Source organism: Pseudomonas sp. NCCP-436 (genome assembly GCF_019656335.1).
Taxonomy (GTDB): Bacteria; Pseudomonadota; Gammaproteobacteria; order Pseudomonadales; family Pseudomonadaceae; genus Aquipseudomonas.
The window spans coordinates 1-15,456 of sequence record NZ_BPLZ01000022.1 but is presented as its reverse complement, the minus strand read 5'-3'; the positions used below and the strand labels follow the sequence as shown (position 1 = coordinate 15,456).

Annotated in this window: 13 protein-coding genes and 1 rRNA gene; 6 read left to right on the top strand and 8 right to left on the bottom strand. The window is 62.2% G+C overall.

Going from position 1 to position 15,456, the window contains the following annotated elements; translation table 11 throughout:
• Positions 1-5: 5 nt before the first annotated feature.
• The 3 genes from hmpA to NCCP436_RS16710 are packed head-to-tail and all read left to right on the top strand — an operon-like array spanning position 6 to position 2,619.
• Positions 6-1,187, top strand: a complete 1,182-nt coding sequence (gene hmpA / locus NCCP436_RS16720) for an NO-inducible flavohemoprotein (RefSeq protein WP_220805101.1) — start codon at positions 6-8, stop codon at positions 1,185-1,187.
• An 18-nt stretch (positions 1,188-1,205) separates the two neighbouring features.
• Positions 1,206-1,457: a transmembrane sensor/regulator PpyR gene (locus NCCP436_RS16715; protein ID WP_220805100.1), complete on the top strand. Its 252-nt coding sequence runs from the start codon at positions 1,206-1,208 to the stop codon at positions 1,455-1,457.
• Positions 1,444-2,619 carry an NnrS family protein gene (locus NCCP436_RS16710; protein ID WP_220805099.1) on the top strand — a complete coding sequence of 392 codons (1,176 nt, stop codon included), beginning with the start codon at positions 1,444-1,446 and terminating at the stop codon, positions 2,617-2,619. Before NCCP436_RS16715 ends, NCCP436_RS16710 begins: the two co-directional genes overlap by 14 nt.
• A gap of 36 nt (positions 2,620-2,655) precedes the next feature.
• Here the strand turns inward: NCCP436_RS16710 and rimI are convergent, their stop codons facing one another.
• The 4 genes from rimI to NCCP436_RS16690 all read right to left on the bottom strand — a co-directional run bounded on the left by rimI (position 2,656) and on the right by NCCP436_RS16690 (position 6,467).
• Entirely contained in the window at positions 2,656-3,108 is a 453-nt protein-coding gene (gene rimI, locus NCCP436_RS16705; protein ID WP_220805098.1) for a ribosomal protein S18-alanine N-acetyltransferase, read from the bottom strand.
• 33 nt (positions 3,109-3,141) lie between these two features.
• Complete coding sequence (locus NCCP436_RS16700) at positions 3,142-3,924, bottom strand: energy transducer TonB (RefSeq protein ID WP_220805097.1); 783 nt, start codon at positions 3,922-3,924, stop codon at positions 3,142-3,144.
• Positions 3,925-4,095: 171 nt separating this feature from the next.
• Positions 4,096-5,340 carry a saccharopine dehydrogenase family protein gene (locus tag NCCP436_RS16695; RefSeq protein WP_220805096.1) on the bottom strand — a complete coding sequence of 415 codons (1,245 nt, stop codon included), beginning with the start codon at positions 5,338-5,340 and terminating at the stop codon, positions 4,096-4,098.
• A 29-nt stretch (positions 5,341-5,369) separates the two neighbouring features.
• Positions 5,370-6,467 carry a carboxynorspermidine decarboxylase gene (locus NCCP436_RS16690; protein ID WP_220805123.1) on the bottom strand — a complete coding sequence of 366 codons (1,098 nt, stop codon included), beginning with the start codon at positions 6,465-6,467 and terminating at the stop codon, positions 5,370-5,372.
• Between the two features lie 229 nt (positions 6,468-6,696).
• Between NCCP436_RS16690 and mksB the strand changes: the two genes are divergently transcribed.
• From mksB to mksF, 3 genes are all read left to right on the top strand, one after another.
• Entirely contained in the window at positions 6,697-7,938 is a 1,242-nt protein-coding gene (gene mksB / locus NCCP436_RS16685) for an Mks condensin complex protein MksB (protein WP_220805095.1), read from the top strand.
• A 111-nt stretch (positions 7,939-8,049) separates the two neighbouring features.
• Complete coding sequence (gene mksE / locus NCCP436_RS16680) at positions 8,050-8,733, top strand: Mks condensin complex protein MksE (RefSeq protein WP_220805094.1); 684 nt, start codon at positions 8,050-8,052, stop codon at positions 8,731-8,733.
• Positions 8,730-11,561, top strand: a complete 2,832-nt coding sequence (gene mksF / locus NCCP436_RS16675) for an Mks condensin complex protein MksF (RefSeq protein WP_220805093.1) — start codon at positions 8,730-8,732, stop codon at positions 11,559-11,561. The genes mksE and mksF overlap by 4 nt, the downstream gene beginning before the upstream one ends.
• Positions 11,562-11,640: 79 nt before the next feature.
• On the opposite strand, the gene NCCP436_RS16670 is transcribed toward mksF, so the two are convergent.
• The 4 genes from NCCP436_RS16670 to rrf all read right to left on the bottom strand — a co-directional run bounded on the left by NCCP436_RS16670 (position 11,641) and on the right by rrf (position 15,456).
• Positions 11,641-13,944 carry a PqiB family protein gene (locus NCCP436_RS16670; RefSeq protein ID WP_220805092.1) on the bottom strand — a complete coding sequence of 768 codons (2,304 nt, stop codon included), beginning with the start codon at positions 13,942-13,944 and terminating at the stop codon, positions 11,641-11,643.
• Positions 13,937-14,542 carry a paraquat-inducible protein A gene (locus NCCP436_RS16665; protein ID WP_220805091.1) on the bottom strand — a complete coding sequence of 202 codons (606 nt, stop codon included), beginning with the start codon at positions 14,540-14,542 and terminating at the stop codon, positions 13,937-13,939. Before NCCP436_RS16665 ends, NCCP436_RS16670 begins: the two co-directional genes overlap by 8 nt.
• On the bottom strand, positions 14,529-15,188 hold the full coding sequence (locus tag NCCP436_RS16660; protein ID WP_220805090.1) for a paraquat-inducible protein A: 660 nt from the start codon (positions 15,186-15,188) through the stop codon (positions 14,529-14,531). The genes NCCP436_RS16665 and NCCP436_RS16660 overlap by 14 nt, the downstream gene beginning before the upstream one ends.
• 152 nt (positions 15,189-15,340) lie before the next feature.
• Positions 15,341-15,456: ribosomal RNA gene (gene rrf / locus NCCP436_RS16655) — 5S ribosomal RNA — on the bottom strand.

Genomic DNA, 15,456 nt, shown 5'->3' with positions numbered 1-15,456 from the left:
CACTTATGCTGACCACCGCTCAACTCGCCCTGATCAAAGCCACCGTGCCCCTGCTGGAAAGCGGCGGCGAGGCGCTGACTACCCATTTCTACCGGATGATGCTCAGCGAGTATCCCGAGGTTCGCCCGCTGTTCAACCAGGCCCACCAGGCCAGCGGCGACCAGCCGCGTGCCCTGGCCAATGGCGTGCTGATGTACGCCCGCCACATCGACCGCCTGGAGGCGCTCGGCCCGCTGGTGGCGCAGATCGTCAACAAACACGTTTCGCTGCAGATTCTGCCGGAGCACTACCCCATCGTCGGCAGTTGCCTGCTGCGCGCGATCCGCGAGGTACTCGGCACCGAGATCGCCACCGACGCGGTGATCGATGCCTGGGCCGCAGCCTATCAGCAGTTGGCCGACATCCTTATCGAAGCGGAAGAAAGCCAGTATGCCGAGAACGCCGACGCACCGGGCGGCTGGCGCGGCGCGCGGGCCTTCCGCGTGGTACGCAAGGTCGTCGAAAGCGCCGAGATCACCTCCTTCCACCTGGTTCCGGTCGATGGCGGCGATCTGCTCGACTACCAGCCCGGCCAGTACATCGGCCTGCGCCTGCAGCTGGACGGCGAAGAAGTGCGCCGCAACTACTCGCTGTCAGCCATGGCCAACGGCATCGAGTATCGCATCAGCGTCAAGCGCGAGCCTGGCGGCCGCGTGTCCAACCACCTGCATGACAAGGTTCAGGTTGGCGATGTGCTGGACCTGTTCCCGCCTGCTGGCGAGTTCACCCTGAACGAATCGGACAAGCCGCTGGCCCTGATCAGCGCCGGCGTCGGCATCACTCCGGCGCTGGCCATGCTCGATGCTGCGCGGCACAGCGGCCGACCGATCCATTTCATCCACTGTGCGCGCAATGCCGAAGTGCATGCCTTCCGCGACTGGGTCGAAGCCCACGCCGCCAGGCATCCGCAGATCCGCCATTACGTCTGCTACAGCGAACCGCGCGTGGGGGACCAGGGCGATGCCGAGGGATTTCTCAGCCACGAGCTGCTGGAGCAGTGGCTGCCGGCCGAGCGTGACCTGGACGCCTACTTCCTCGGCCCGAAACCTTTCATGGCCCAGGTCAAGCGCCACCTGCAGGCACTGGGCGTACCGGCCGAACAGAGCCGCTACGAGTTCTTCGGCCCGGCCTCGGCTCTGGATCACTGAACGATGAGGAGGTGAACCATGTACCCACTGAATCTTCCGCCGCTGCAGATTCTGCACCTGTCCAGCCAGTTGCTCTGGGCCGGCCTGATCCTGCTGCTGGTGGGGCTGGTGACGGCCTATGGCCTGGAAAGGCAGTTGAACGTGCCAACGCTAGTGCTGGCGCACAGCCTGACGCTGATCGGCCCTGCCATACTGAAGATCGCTTATGTGCTGCGCCTGGTCGCGCAGCAACGCCTGAAAGATGAGGCATGCGTACATGCAATTGCTTGATCGCAAGCGGGCACTGGCCATAGCGCCCTTGTGGCGTCTGGGCTTTCGCCCGTTCTTTGTCGCCGGCGCCCTGTTCGCCCTGCTCGCTGTCGCCCTCTGGGCGGCAGCGCTGTACGGGCTGACAAGCCCCGCGGTGCCCGGTGGCCTGCTCGCCTGGCATCGCCACGAAATGCCCTTCGGTTTCGGCCTGGCGATCATCGCCGGCTTCCTGCTCACGGCCGTGCAGACCTGGACCGGGAGCCCGGGCCTCAGTGGCCGCCCCCTGATCGCACTGTTCGGGCTGTGGCTGGCGGCGCGCCTGGTCTGGTTCGTTCCCGCACCGCTGACTGCGCTGATCGTGCTGCAACTGAGCTTTATCGGCCTGTTCATCGCGCAGATGGCGCGCCAGCTGATCGCGGCGCGGCAGCGTAACAACTACCCGATCCTGCTGGTGCTGAGCCTGCTCGCGCTGTGCCAGGCCCTCACTCTCGCCGGTCTGGTGCTGGCCGACGATGGCCTGCAACGCCGTGGCGCACTGGCCGCATTGTGGCTGATTGCGGTCATGCTGAGCCTGATCGGCGGTCGCGTGATCCCCTTCTTTACCCAGCGCGGCCTGGGCCGGGTCGAGGCCTTCGCCGCCCACCCCTGGCAGGATCGTTTGCTGCTGGTCTTGGGTGTGCTGGTCGCCGCGCTGTTCGCCAGCGGGCATAACCTGCAGGCTCGCGCCTGGCTGGCCATCCCGTTCATCGTGCTGAGCGTGCTGCACGGCCTTCGTCTGTGGCGCTGGCACCTGCTCGGCATCTGGCGTGTGCCGCTGCTGTGGTCGCTGCACCTGGCCTACGCCTGGCTTCTGCTGGCCACACTGGGCATGGCCGCCTGGCACCTGGGCTGGCTGGCGCACCCCAGTCTGGCCAGCCACGCCCTGGCGGTGGGCGCGATGGGCGGGCTGATCCTGGCTATGATGGCGCGGGTCAGCCTCGGCCATACCGGCCGCGCGCTGCAACCACCCAGGGCGATGGCCTGGGCATTCGGCCTGCTCAATCTGGGCGCGCTGATTCGGGTCTCGGCGGGGAGCGACGGGCTATGGCTGGCAGCACTCTGCTGGAGCCTGGCCTTCGCCCTGTTCACCCTCTACTACACGCCGATCCTCTGTCGTGCCCGCGTGGACGGGCATCCCGGCTGAAGGCGTCAGCGGGTCAGCGGGTCAGCAGACAAACCTTCAATCGACCAGCGTGCAGGCCATCACCAACGCGTCTTCACGACCACCGACCGCCGGATAGTAATCGCGGCGGCGCCCCACTTCGTTGAAGCCGAAACGCTCGTAAAGGCGGTAGGCGCTCTGGTTGCTGGCGCGCACTTCGAGGAAGCATTCGCGCCCGCCCAGCTCGTAGGCTTCTTTCATCAGATGCTCGAGCAGGCGCAAGCCAAGGCCACGGCCCTGGCTTTCCGGCTTGATGGTGATATTGAGCAGATGCGCTTCGTCGAGGATCAGGTTGATCACGCCGTGGCCGACCTGCTGGCTGCCTTCGAACATCAGCCAGCAGTTATAGGACTTGAGGCTGTCGAGGAAGATGCCCCGCGTCCAGGGATGGCTGAAGGCGGCATATTCGATCTTCAGCACGGCATCGAGATCCGCCTCGGTCATCGGGCGGAAGGAAATTGCATCGCTCATTGGGCGTAACTCGGGAACAAAAGACAGGTGCTCTCAGGATTGAGCCGGGGCTAACCAGCGTTGGCGAACACGCCGCATGGCCTGCCACAGCTCACGCTTGCGCGCTGGCTCTTCCATCAGCAGCTCCAGCCCCGGCAGCGCCCAGCAGGTGCCAAGGCCTTCGATCTGCAATTCGCGGTTGTAGCTGTGTTCGTCACTCTCACCGGCGAAGCGAATGGCCGGCAGGCCGACCAGCCACAGGCAGGTGCTGGGCTGCTCTTCCAGACGCGCGGCAACGAAACTCTGGACGAACTCCAATGCTGCCTGCGGGCCCTGATCCAGATTGCCGCGCACCAGCAGCGGCCAGCGTACCGGTTCGCCGAGCAGCTGCGGGCTGTCCGGCAGGCCTGCGGCGCGCAGCAGGTCCTTGAGCAGAATGTAGGCCGGGTCGCGACTCTGGAAGGGCTGACCGGTAGGCAGTTCCACCAGCAGGGCGCAATCGCCGGCACGCAGCAGTTGCAGGGCGAAACGTGGTGGCGGTGCACTGACCCGGGCCGGCTTTTCCTCGACCGCCTCGGGTTCCGCCACCGGCTCGACAACCGCCTGGCGTGGCTGGGCGCCCGGGCGCGGAACCTCGATCTTCGGCCGCTCGACCGGCGCCTCGCGTACCGGCGCAACAGGCGCAGACAGCGGCTCGACCGATACCTCGTCCTCCACCTGCAGCGGCGCAAGCAGCTCCGGCCGCGAAGGGGCGGCAAAGGGCAGCTCGGTGCGCGGCAGCCAGGTGGCGACCTGCATGGCATCGAGGTAGGCGCGACGGCGCTGTTCGGGAATCACAGGCGCTCCAGCAAGCGAGATGAACAAGGCGCGAATTGTCGCGTGAAATGACCGGTGCGGGAAGCGCCGCGACGGTTTTCGCGGATCGCCGGCGCCAGCACGCTGAACCTGCGGCCAGGCACAAGCGGCACCGCAACGAAAAGGCCCGCCGAATGGCGGGCCTTGCTGCAATCAGATCGACTGATCCCAGGGACGATCACCGTGCTCGTCCTTGATGCGGGTGGGCAGGCCCATCACATCCAGGAGCTTGAGGAACGGCTCGGCCGGCAGTTCCTCGACGTTGACCATGCGCCGAGAGTCCCACTCGCCACGCGCAACCAGCAGCGCGGCGGCCACCGGCGGCACGCCGGCGGTGTAGGAAATGCCCTGGCTGTCGGTCTCGGCGTAGGCTTCCTCGTGGTCAGCCACATTGTAAATGAACAGCTCACGCGGCTGGCCATCCTTGCTGCCCTTGACCAGGTCGCCGATGCAGGTCTTGCCAGTGTAGCCCGGCGCCAGCGAGGCAGGGTCGGGCAGTACGGCCTTGACCACCTTGAGCGGCACCACCTCCAGGCCCTCGGCGGTCTTGACCGGCTGCTCGGAGAGCAGGCCGAGGTTCTTCAGCACGGTGAACACATTGATGTAGTGGTCGCCGAAGCTCATCCAGAAGCGGATGTTCGGCACATCGAGGTGCTTGGACAGCGAGTGCACCTCATCATGACCAGTCAGGTAGAGGTTCTGCACGCCCACCACTGGCAGGTCGTCAGTACGTTTAACCTCAAACATGCGGTTCGGCGTCCACTGGCTGTTCTGCCAGCTCCACACCGTACCGGTGAATTCGCGGAAATTGATTTCCGGGTCGAAATTGGTCGCGAAGTACTTGCCGTGCGAACCGGCGTTGACGTCGAGGATGTCGATCGACTCGATCTTGTCGAAGAACTTCTGCTGGGCGAGCGCGGCGTAGGAGTTGACCACACCCGGGTCGAAGCCGACACCGAGGATGGCCGTCACGCCCTTTTCCTGGCATTCGGCCAGATGCTTCCACTCGTAGTTGCCATACCACGGCGGGGTTTCACAGATCTTGTTCGGATCTTCGTGAATGGCGGTGTCCAGATACGCCGCACCAGTATCGATACAGGCGCGCAGTACGGACATGTTGAGGAACGCAGAACCGACATTGATGACGATCTGCGACTCGGTTTCGCGAATCAATGCCTTGGTTGCTTCCACGTCCAGGGCGTTCAGCGCATAGGCCTTGATCTCACCGGGCTGCTTGAGGCTGCCCTTGGCCTGCACGCTGTCGATGATGGCCTGGCATTTGGAGATGCTGCGCGACGCAATTGCAATGCGACCTAACTCGTCATTGTGTTGCGCGCACTTATGGGCCACCACCTTGGCAACACCTCCTGCACCAATGATCAGAACATTTTTCTTCAATTCGTTATCTCTCCTTACCGTGCCAGCTGTCAGGACAGGCTGGACAGGTAATCGTCAAAGGAAAATTGGCGAACCACCTCAACACTACCGTCAAGTTGTTTCACCACGATGGACGGCATTTTTAGGCCGTTGAACCAGTTTTTCTTGACCATGGTGTAGCCTGCCGCATCGATGAACGACAGCCGATCGCCGATGGCCAGCGGACGATCAAATTGGTACTCGCCGAAAATGTCGCCAGCCAGGCAGGACTTGCCGCACACCATATAGGTGTACTCACCCTGTGCAGGCTCCATCTTGGCGTTCTGGCGATAGATCAGCAGATCGAGCATGTGCGCCTCGATGGAGCTGTCGACCACCGCCAGGTGTTTGCCGTTGTACAGCGTGTCGAGCACCGTCACTTCCAGTGAGGCACTCAGGGTGATCGCTGCCTCGCCCGGCTCGAGATAAACCTGAACACCGTATTTTTCGGAGAAAGCCTTCAGCCGCGCACAGAAGGCGTCGATCGGATAACCCTCGCCGGTGAAGTGAATACCGCCACCCAGGCTGACCCAGTCAACCTGGGCGATCAAATGACCAAAGCGCTCCTCGATGGTGGTGAGCATCTTGTCGAACAGTTCGAAACTGCCGTTCTCACAGTTGTTGTGGAACATGAAGCCGGAAATCTGCCCCATGACCTTCTCGATCTTCTCCGCGTCCCACTCGCCCAGGCGGCTGAACGGGCGAGCCGGATCTGCCAGCAGGTAATCGGAACTGCTCACCTGCGGGTTGACCCGCAAGCCGCGGATGGTGCCTTCGGTTCGCGCAGCGAAGCGCTCAAGCTGACCGATGGAGTTGAAGATGATCTTGTCGCAGTTGGCAACCATCTCCTCGATCTCGTCGTCGGCCCAGGCCACGCTGTAGGCGTGAGTCTCGCCGGCAAACTTCTGCCGGCCGAGCTTCAGTTCATAGAGGGACGACGAGGTCGTACCGTCCATATACTGCTGCATCAGGTCGAACACGGACCAGGTAGCAAAACACTTAAGCGCCAGCAACGCCTTGGCCCCTGAGTTTTCACGCACGTAGGCGATCCTCTCCAGGTTGACCAGCAGTTTCTGTTTATCGATGAGGTAGTACGGCGTCTGGATCATCTCGTAGCCCCAGCATGGATCGAGCAATGGAGGCGCTTCCGTCCTCCGGAAAAAGTGGACGCGAATTGTGCCGATAACCGCAGGATATCGAAAGGGCATTGGAGATTTTTTGCACAACAGCGCATTGCTTGTGCGCTACCAAGACACCTCTGATCGACTCAGGCTCAAAACCGGCATTCGCCTTGCAGTACAATTGTCTCTTTTCACTTGCCTGGAAGCCGGCGCCTCGATGATCGATCCCAAGCGCGTATTGCGCGCCCTCGCCGAACACTGGACGTTGCTCGAACCGCTTTGCGAGCGGTTCGATGCCGGAACCCTGAGCCTGGTTGAGCTGCGCAGCCAACTGACCATGCAGCTGCCGGACGCCACGCCCAGTGACATCACTGCCCTGCTCGACAACTGGATCCGCCTGGACATCCTGGTGCCGGTGGCCAAGAGCCCCAACCGCTTCGAGCTCAACGCGCAGATTCACGACTTCCTTGCCTACCTGCGCCGTGAGCACCGCCTTGGTCTGTGCCTGGAGATAGAAGCCTACCTGCGCCATCTGGAGCGTCTGGCCGGCTATATTCAGGACGCCTTCGAGGTGCGTGATGCCGCCGATCTGGCGCGCCAGCTGCGCCTGCTCGATATGCGCGTGCGCGATGTACTGAAGAAGCTGGCCAACGACGAGCAGGCCCTGGCCGGCGTGGCCGACCGGGCCAAAACCTCGGACAGACAGATCCCACTGCGCCAGCGCTACGCCGAAGTACTGGCCACCTGGGACGAATACGTCGAGCCGATGATTCAACTGGTGGCAGCCGACGGTGCCTTCGAGCAGGGTGTGCGCCGGGTCGAGCAGGTACTGTTGCGCCTGCTCGGCGATCAGCAGCGTCTCGGCCAACTGGTCGACGACGACCTGCTGCTGCGCACCCACGCACGCATCCTGGAAATGCAAACCACCGCCCAGCTGACCCTGCGCCGGGCCCGCGAACTGCTGCTGCCGCTGCGCGAGGAAGCCCGCCGGCATAACGCCGTGACCCGTGGCGCAGCGCTGGCACTGTCGGTGATCCGCAAGAAGGGCATCGACGCCGTGCCGCAGGCCGCCATGCCGCTGTTTACCCGGCCACAAAGCAACTTCCTCGGTTCGGCCTCGCAGGTCGAGGCTTACGTCTATGCCCTGGCCCGCTTCGAAGCGAAACCGGCACACTTCCCCAAGGCCAGTAGCACCCGCAAGGGTGGCGCGCCCAAGGCGCCGAAGACCGCACGAGAGATGATCGAACGCTGCGAGCAGGCACTGCCGCTGCCGGATCTGATGGCCTGGCTGCTGGAGCAGGAGCCGGACGGCGCCACCGACGAGTTGCTCTACTGGTTCTCGCGACTGTCACGCGAATCGCGCTTCCAGCGTGAGCGTCTGGAGCGTCGCAGCTACCTGACCCGCGAACATGAGCTCAGCCTCAGTTCCTTTGCACTGGTGGGCCAGCCCAATGCTTAAACGCAAGATAGAGTGGACAACACCCTTTCTGTTCACCATCAGCCATCCCGAACTCTCAGGCGGAGCGCGCTGCGGCACGCTTCACCCAACTCCTGCCCGTGAGCACGACGTATGAATATCGACCTCAAAGAAATGACCCAGCTCGCGGCGGTGTTCCGCGACCTGTTCAAGGGCTACCACATCTCGCGTAGCGAGCCGGAGTGCTACGCCCAGTTGTCGAGCATGCAGGATCAATACCGCGCCCTGTTCAAGGCTCTCGGCTTCGAACTGGTCTGCGACCCGCGCGGCTTCTACTACTTCGTCCCGGAACAGATCGCCCCGCAGGTAAACAAGACCGCCCAGCGTCTGGCGTTGTTCACCTTCATCCTGGTCGAACATCTCGCCGATCAGGGCCGCGATCCGCTCTCGGTACTCGACGGCGGCAGCCTTGGCCGCGACGAACTTCCGGCCCTGCTGGACAAGTACCGCGACCTGTTCCTGCAAGCTGAGGTGACCACCTTCGAGGAGCTGGAAGACAAGATCATCCGCCGCCTGACCCAGCTCGGCTTTGCCGAGGACAGCAACGGCGTCTACCGCTTCCTTCCACCGATGCACCGCTTCCTCGATGTCTGTCTGGCCGTACAGCACGACCGCGATCTGGCCGCCAGCCTGCACAGCAGCGACCTGCCGCTGCCGGCTCCGGTACTGGCCGGCGACGAGACCGAAGAAGCCGACGCGCCGGAGGGAGAATCCGAGGATGATGCCCTGGCCCGAGCCATGGCTGAAGAACGCGCCGCACAGGAGATGGACGCATGAGTCAGGAACGCTACGGCATCCGCCGCTTCGCCCTGCTGAATACTGCTGGCTACAGCCTCGGGCTGTTCCCGCTGGAAAACCCGCTGTCGGTCTACGGCGCCAACAACCTTGGCAAGTCCGCCTCGATCAACGCCCTGCAGTTTCCAATTCTGGCGCGCATGTCAGACATGAGCTTCGGCAAGTACAGCCTGGAACAATCACGCAAGTTCTACTTCGCCACGGACACCAGCTACATCCTCGTCGAAGTCGTCCTGCCCCACGGCCCTCACGTGATCGGCGTGGCCGGCCGCGGTCCGGGAGGCGGCTTCGGTCACCAGTTCTTCGCCTATGCCGGCGAACTGGATCTGGATCATTACCAGCAGAACGGCACCTGCCTACGCCAGCGCGAGCTGTTCAAAAACCTCGCTCAGGCCGGCATTACCGCCTACGAACTCAAGCCCGATGAGCTGCGCCGCCTGCTAGTAGGCGGCCATACCAGCATTCCGCTGGATCTGACCCTGATTCCGCTGCGCTCGACCAGCGAACAGAGCCTGAAGACCTTCCGCGCACTGTTTATCAACCTCCTGCATATGAGGGAAATCACGGCAGCCAAGCTCAAGCAACTGTTCCTCGATGCCTTCGAGCACAGCCTGCGCTCGGGCAGCGTCGATTACATTGCCGCCACCGAGGAAGCCTTCCGTGACGTGCGCCGCATGGAGCAGGACTACCAGGCATTGGTTGCCGCCGGCCCGCTGATCGAAGCACTGGCTGCCGGCGTAACCCAGCGCGACATTCTGCGCGGCAAGATGCACCGCCTCTCACCGCTGCTCGACAGCCTGCTCGGCACCTGGCACGACTACGCCGACGCACGCAAGGAAGAACTTCTGATCCAGGCCGAGCACTACAGAAGCGAACAGGACGGCCTGCAGAACGAACAGCGCAGCTCCACCTCGGAGCTGATACGGCTGGAGCGTGAGATCAGCGAAATTCAGCGCTGGCTGGGCGAACTGGCGGTACTGAAGAACCGCTTTGCCCTGATCGAGGATGCCAGGGTGCTGGAGGAGCAACTGCTGGCCGCCAAGGACGCCCACGATGAGCTGGCCGGTGCTCTGGCACAGTCCCGCCAGTTCTCCAGCGAAGATCTGGACGAGCGCGTGCGCGATCTGGAAAAGCGCCTGAAGTCAGTTCGGCAACAGCTCGACCACGCCGACAACAACAGCTACTCGCGCCTGCGCGAGGAGTTCAGCCAGCAGGATGTCGACCGCCTGATGCGCCTGTTCAACGGCCAGCTGTTCAGCCTGCCGCTGGGCGAGAAAGGCATCCGGGCCGAGGGCGACGACTGGATCCCGGCCGTCGAGGCAGTGCTTGACCGCTTCAAGGGCAACATCTTCGAAGTGCCCGGTCTAGCCATCGATCTCAGCCAGATCGAGCCGCCGGCCCTGCAGGCGCTGGCTGACCGCGCCGCCCTGCGCGACCAGAAGGATCGTCTGGAGCGCGAACTCAAGCAACTGAAAACCCAGCAGTCGGTCACCGCCGACCGGGCTGCCAGCAAGGCCCAGGCCGAGCAGTTGTACCAGGCGGTTCTGGACGCCCAGAAAGCTCTGGAGGACTTCCGCAAGAGTCAGACCCTGACCGCCGAAGAACCGCAGAAGCTCGCACGTTTGGCAGAGCTGGAAGCCACCCAGGACGAACTCCGCCGAGCCAGCGATGCCTTCGCCGAGCGCGTTCAGCAGCTGTCGGCCAAGTTGCAGCTGGTCAGCCGCCAACTGGCCGATCTGGAAGCCAAGGAGCGTACTCTGGAAGACGCCCTGCGCCGTCGCCAATTGCTGCCGGCCGATCTTCCCTTCGGCACGCCGTTCATGGATCCGGTGGACGACTCACTGGACAATCTGCTGCCGCTACTGAGCGACTATCAGGACACCTGGCAGGCTCTGCAACGCATCGACGGCCAGATCGAGGCGCTCTACGCACAGATCCGCCTCAAAGGTGTGGCCAAATTCGATAGCGAGGACGACGCCGAGCGCCGCATCCAACTGCTGGTCAATGCCTACGCGCACCGTCAGGACGAAGCTCTGACCCTGGCCAAGGCACGCCGTGCAGCGGTCACCGACATTGCCCGGACATTGCGCAATATCCGCAGCGACTACGACAACCTGGAACACCAACTGGCGCTGTTCAACCGCGAGATCAACCGTCGTCAGGTCTCCAACCTGCAGAGTTTCCGCATTGTCCTGGCGCCGAACAAAGAGGCGTTGCGACATATCGATCAGATCATCCACAGTGCCGGGCAGTACGAGGAAGGCGAGACCCTGTCGGTGTTCGACCTCAGCCAGAGCGCCGAGCAGGATGCGAAGAACGAGGAGGCCAAGGACTACCTGTCGCGCCTGGTGGCCGCCAACGGCAACCAGCTGGGACTGAAGGATCTGTTCGAACTGGCCTTCGAGATCACCAAGATGCATGGCCAGCCGGTGATCCACACGGACATTGATGGGGCCGCCTCCAACGGCACCACCATGACCATCAAGGCGCTGACCAACATGTATCTGCTACTGCACCTGATGGATCGCGAGCAGGCCGGACGCATCCGCCTGCCCTACTACCTCGACGAGGCAGCGGACATCGACGAGCGCAACCAGCAGGCACTGATCGAAACCAGCCTGCAACTGGGCTTTGTGCCGATCCTTGCCTCGGTCAAGCCACAGGTTTCGGCCCATGTGGCCATCGACCTGGAAGGTGGCAGCGGCCCCAACGGCATCTACATCGACGAAGCAGACTGGAAGTTCATCAAGCCGCGCGAAAGAGCCCAAACACTCTCGGCTCAGCCGCAGGATGCAGCCGAGATGGCCTGATCATACAGGGAGCGTTCGACTCGCCAACCTTTCTGAAGCCCAAGTAAAAGGGGCCGCTCAATGCGGCCCCTTTTCGCACTCACTGCTCCAGCACGATCTTCGGCGCCCATTGCAACCAGGCTTCCTCTGCCTCGTCGAACAGTGCGAAGGTCTGTCCGGGCAGCGCCGGCCCGCCCATCTCCGGATTGTTTGGTGTAGCAAAGGCTATGCCACCCTCCAGAAGTGCCTCGAGCGACTCGGTGCGCACCTTCACTCCTCTGAACAACCCGGCGTCCACACCGATACCACTGGCGTTCCAGAAGCGACTGCCACTGCGAACCAGCGGTGCATAACGCGGCTCAATCAGCACATGGATCAGCACCCGGTCCGAGGTCGGCCCCAGCTCGAAATCCACCACCCTGCCCACCGGAACCTCACGATAACTAACCTGAACCCCAGGTTTGATGGAACCAAGCCGGGGGGCGCTCAGCACCACGCGCAGGCCATTCTCCTCGCGAACCTGATTGGGTGCAGCCGGCAATACCCTGAAATCGGTTCGCCGCGCATTACCGAGCTCAGACGGCTGCACCTCCAGATACTGACCGCTGACCAGCGTGCCGAGGTTCGCCGTGCGCGTCAGCCCGAACTCCGGCTTCACCACCCAGAAGCGCGAACCTTCACGGGCGATCTGCTCCGCAGCCCGAGTGATGCGGGTCTCCAGAATCACTTCCTGCAGATCGTCGCTCAGCCGCAAATGCTCCACCCGGCCGACCTCCAGGCCCTTGTAGCGCACCAGAGTCCCGGGCTGCAGACCATCACCATCAGTTAGTCGAAGGGTAATAGGCACTCCGAGCTGCAAGGCACTGTCGCGGTTGGCATGCAAAGTGAAGCGTTGCACTTGCCGTGAGGAGCTCGCCGCCTCTGGATCCGGAGTATCGAAAGCAATGCCCCCAGCCAACAGGGTCTGCAACGACTCACTCTTGACCTCCACGCCGGACAGTCCGCCTTTGAGAGTGATGCCACTGGCATTCCAGAAGCGTGTCGAACTGTTCACCAGGTGAGCGTAGTCCGGCTCGATATGCACCCCCAGCAGGATCTGCCCGCCATCATGCCTAAGTTGATAGCTCTGTACCGAACCGACCTTGATCTGTCGATAGAGCACCGGACTACCGACCTCAAGGGAGCCTAGCTGCTCACTAACCAATACCAGATGCAGGCCGGGTGCTCCTAGATCCAGAGGTGGTGCCTTGCTCCGGGCAACGAAGCTGCGGGCCGCCGGGCTGCCTGGCTCGCCCGGCCTTACGGCGATGTAGTTCCCCTTGACCAGCGCCTCAAGTCCGGTGATGCCAGCCAGCGAAATGGATGGTTTGACCACCCAGAACTCCGTCCCCTCTACCAGATACACCTCGGCCAGAGGATTGATGGTCAGTTCAGCAGTAGCGCCGGCGAGACTAGGCGCGATCTCCAGGGTTTTCAGCAAGCCGACCTGGATACCCTTGTACATTACCGGGGTACGCCCTTCCTGCAGACCGTCAAAGTCATTCAGACGAACCGTAACTTTGATACCAGCCTGAGCCTCGTCATAACTCTCATAGAGTCGAAACGGCAGGCTCGGATCCGTCGGCGGGCTGTCCTTGCGATGCTCCGGAGTCGCAAAAGCGATGCCGCCAGCGACAATGCTCGCCAGTGACTCGCTGCGCAGCTTGAAACCGGACAGATCGGCATCCACGCTGATTCCGCTGGCGTTCCAGAAGCGCGTGTGCTTGCGTACCAGGTGGGCATAGGTCGGCTCGATAAAGACCTTCACCTCCACGGTGCTCTGGTCTTCACCCAACGCGTAGCTCTTGACTCTCCCCACCTGGATCTGCCGGTAGAAAACCGGACTGTCACGATTGAGAGAACCAAGCCGCTCGGCTTTAAGCGTCAGGTGCAGGCCGGGCACCTCGTCCCCCATAGGCGGCTCATGATCCAGCGCAGTGAAGCTACGCGCCACCTCTCCCTCGCCCGGACTGAAGGTAATGTAGTTGCCCGATACCAGAGTTTCCAGCCCACTGATACCGGCCAGGGTAACGCTTGGCCGCACCAACCAGAAGCGCGTCCCGCTGCGCAGGTAGGGCTCAAGCTCCTTGTTGACCTCAAGTGTCGCAACGACACCTCGCCCCTGCCCACTGTCATCGAGGCCGATGGCGGTCACCTTGCCCACCGCCATGCCCTTGTACATCAGCTCGGTCTTGCCCGCCTGGATTCCATCACCAGTGGAAAATACCAACTCAACCTGAATGCCGGCGTCACTATAGGCACGCCAGGCCAGCCAACCGCCAATCAGCAGGGCCAACAGCGGTAAGATCCAGATGGCCGACCAGGTCGAAGCCGGGCGTGTCTTGGCCAAAGGGAGATCAGTCATGATGGATTTCCGTGTTATCCCAAATCAAACGAGGATCGAAGGTCAGTGCCGCCAACATGGTCAGAATGACCACACTGGCGAAGGCAGCGGCACCGGCGCCGGCTTCGATACTGGCCAGACTGCCGAAGTTCACTAAGGCCACCAGAATGGCAATGACGAAGATGTCCAGCATCGACCAGCGGCCGATCCATTCGATGAAGCGGTACATCAGAATCCGCTGCTGGGCAGACATCGGCTGATGGCGTTGCACGGAGTAAAGCAGCAGCGCAAGGCCAACCAGTTTGAAACTCGGCACCAGGATGCTGGCGATGAACACCACTGCCGCAATCGGCAGCATGCCCAGATGGATCAGTTCCAGCACCCCTCCCATGATGGTGGCTGGAGCGCCTCTGCCCAGACTGTTGACTGTCATAATCGGCAGCAGGTTGGCCGGGATATAGAGAATCATCGAGGTCAGCAGCAGTGCCCAGGTTCGCGCAAGACTGTTTGGCCGGCGAGAATGGAGACGTCCGCCACAGCGGCTGCAGGCAGGCTGCCCAGAAGGATTGAGCTGATGGCACTCGTGGCAGATCAGCAGTCCTGCATCAATCGCCCGCATACTCCGCTCCTCCGGACAGAGCCTGCCAGATCTGATGCGGTGACATGGTCACCTCCAGCCATACCTGAACCAACAGCAATGCGACAAAGCAGAACAAACCCAGCCCCAGACTCAGATCGGCCAGGTCCATCAACTTCACCATCGCCACCAGAATGCCCATCAGATAGACCTCGAGCATCCCCCACTCGCGCATATGGTGATAGATCCGATAGAGCAGCAGCCCGTAGCTACGACCGAAGTCGAGGCGAATACTCAGCAAGACGAGCAACTGACAGAGCAGCTTGAGCAGCGGCACCGCCATGCTGCATAGAAACACCACCACAGCAATGCCCTGCATGCCGCTCTCGTACAGGCCGAGCACGCCACTCCAGACCGTATCCTGTGAGGTCTGGCCCAGCAGGTTGAGTTGCATGATCGGCAGAAAGTTGGCCGGCACGTAAAGAAGCAATGCTGTCAGCACCAACGCCATGCTGCGTCGCACGACATGGTGCCGATGGCTGAACAACTCATAGCCGCAGCGGGGGCATTCGGCACTTTCCCCATCCTGCAGCAACGGCTTGCGCATCAGCAGATCGCACTCATGGCAGGCAATCAACTGCTCGAGCGGCAAGGATGACAAGGAGGGTTCGTGCGGCGAGTCTGACATGAAAGTCCCCTGCAGAATTCGCGCATTCTATCCGAGCACCACCAAACGCCGACATATCGCACCGATATACGCCACACCCCGGCCGAGGCAGTTTTCCGCACCACAAAGAAGAAACCCCAGATCTCTTTCGAGATCTGGGGTTTCGTATAGGAGCTTGACGATGACCTACTCTCACATGGTGAAGCACCACACTACCATCGGCGATGCGTCGTTTCACTTCTGAGTTCGGGATGGGATCAGGTGGTTCCAACGCTCTATGGTCGTCAAG